Source organism: Cetobacterium somerae ATCC BAA-474 (genome assembly GCF_000479045.1).
Lineage (GTDB): Bacteria > Fusobacteriota > Fusobacteriia > Fusobacteriales > Fusobacteriaceae > Cetobacterium_A > Cetobacterium_A somerae.
This window is the reverse complement of record NZ_KI518220.1, coordinates 1-607: the sequence shown is the minus strand read 5'-3', so window position 1 is coordinate 607 and position 607 is coordinate 1. Positions and strand designations below refer to the sequence as shown.

At 26.4% G+C, this 607-nt stretch carries 1 protein-coding gene; it reads left to right on the top strand.

Features of this window, described 5'->3' with window-relative positions; genetic code table 11:
• Nucleotides 1-101 precede the first annotated feature (101 nt).
• Nucleotides 102-607, top strand: a 506-nt coding sequence (locus HMPREF0202_RS14050) for a cysteine hydrolase family protein (protein ID WP_023051383.1), incomplete at its 3' end; no start/stop codon positions are given.

The window sequence follows — 607 nt, the reverse complement described above, 5'->3', positions numbered from 1 at the left end:
GCAAAAAAAAATTAAAAGTACCCACAAAAAAGTAAGTACTATCCAATTTCTAAAAAGCAAATTATAATAAAATATTATTTTAGTTATAGGAGGTTATTTTTATGAAAAAAGCTTTATTAATTATTGATTTACAAAATGATTATTTTCCACAAGGTAAATTTCCCCTTTGGAATACAGAAGTTACTTTAAACAATATTCTAGAAGCTATCAAAATATGTAAAGATAAAAATTATCAGATAGTTCATATTCAACATATTGCTGATCCTAATTTAGGTTTAGCACCATTTTTCATTAAAGATTCAGAGGGAGTTCAAATAGTTCCTGAAATATTAGAGGCTGCACCTAATGCTCCTATAGTTATAAAAACATATGCTGACGGATTTGTAAAAACTAATTTAAATGAAGTTCTAGAAAAGTTAGATGTAGATGAGCTTTTAGTTTGTGGAATGATGACACAAAATTGTGTTACTCATACATCTATTTCAAACAAAAAAACTAAAAATTATAAAACATCTATTTTAATGGATGCATGCACATCTGTATCAGAGCCAATTCATTTAATTGGTTTAGCTGCTACTTTAACTTGGGATGTTTCTTTAATTTCATA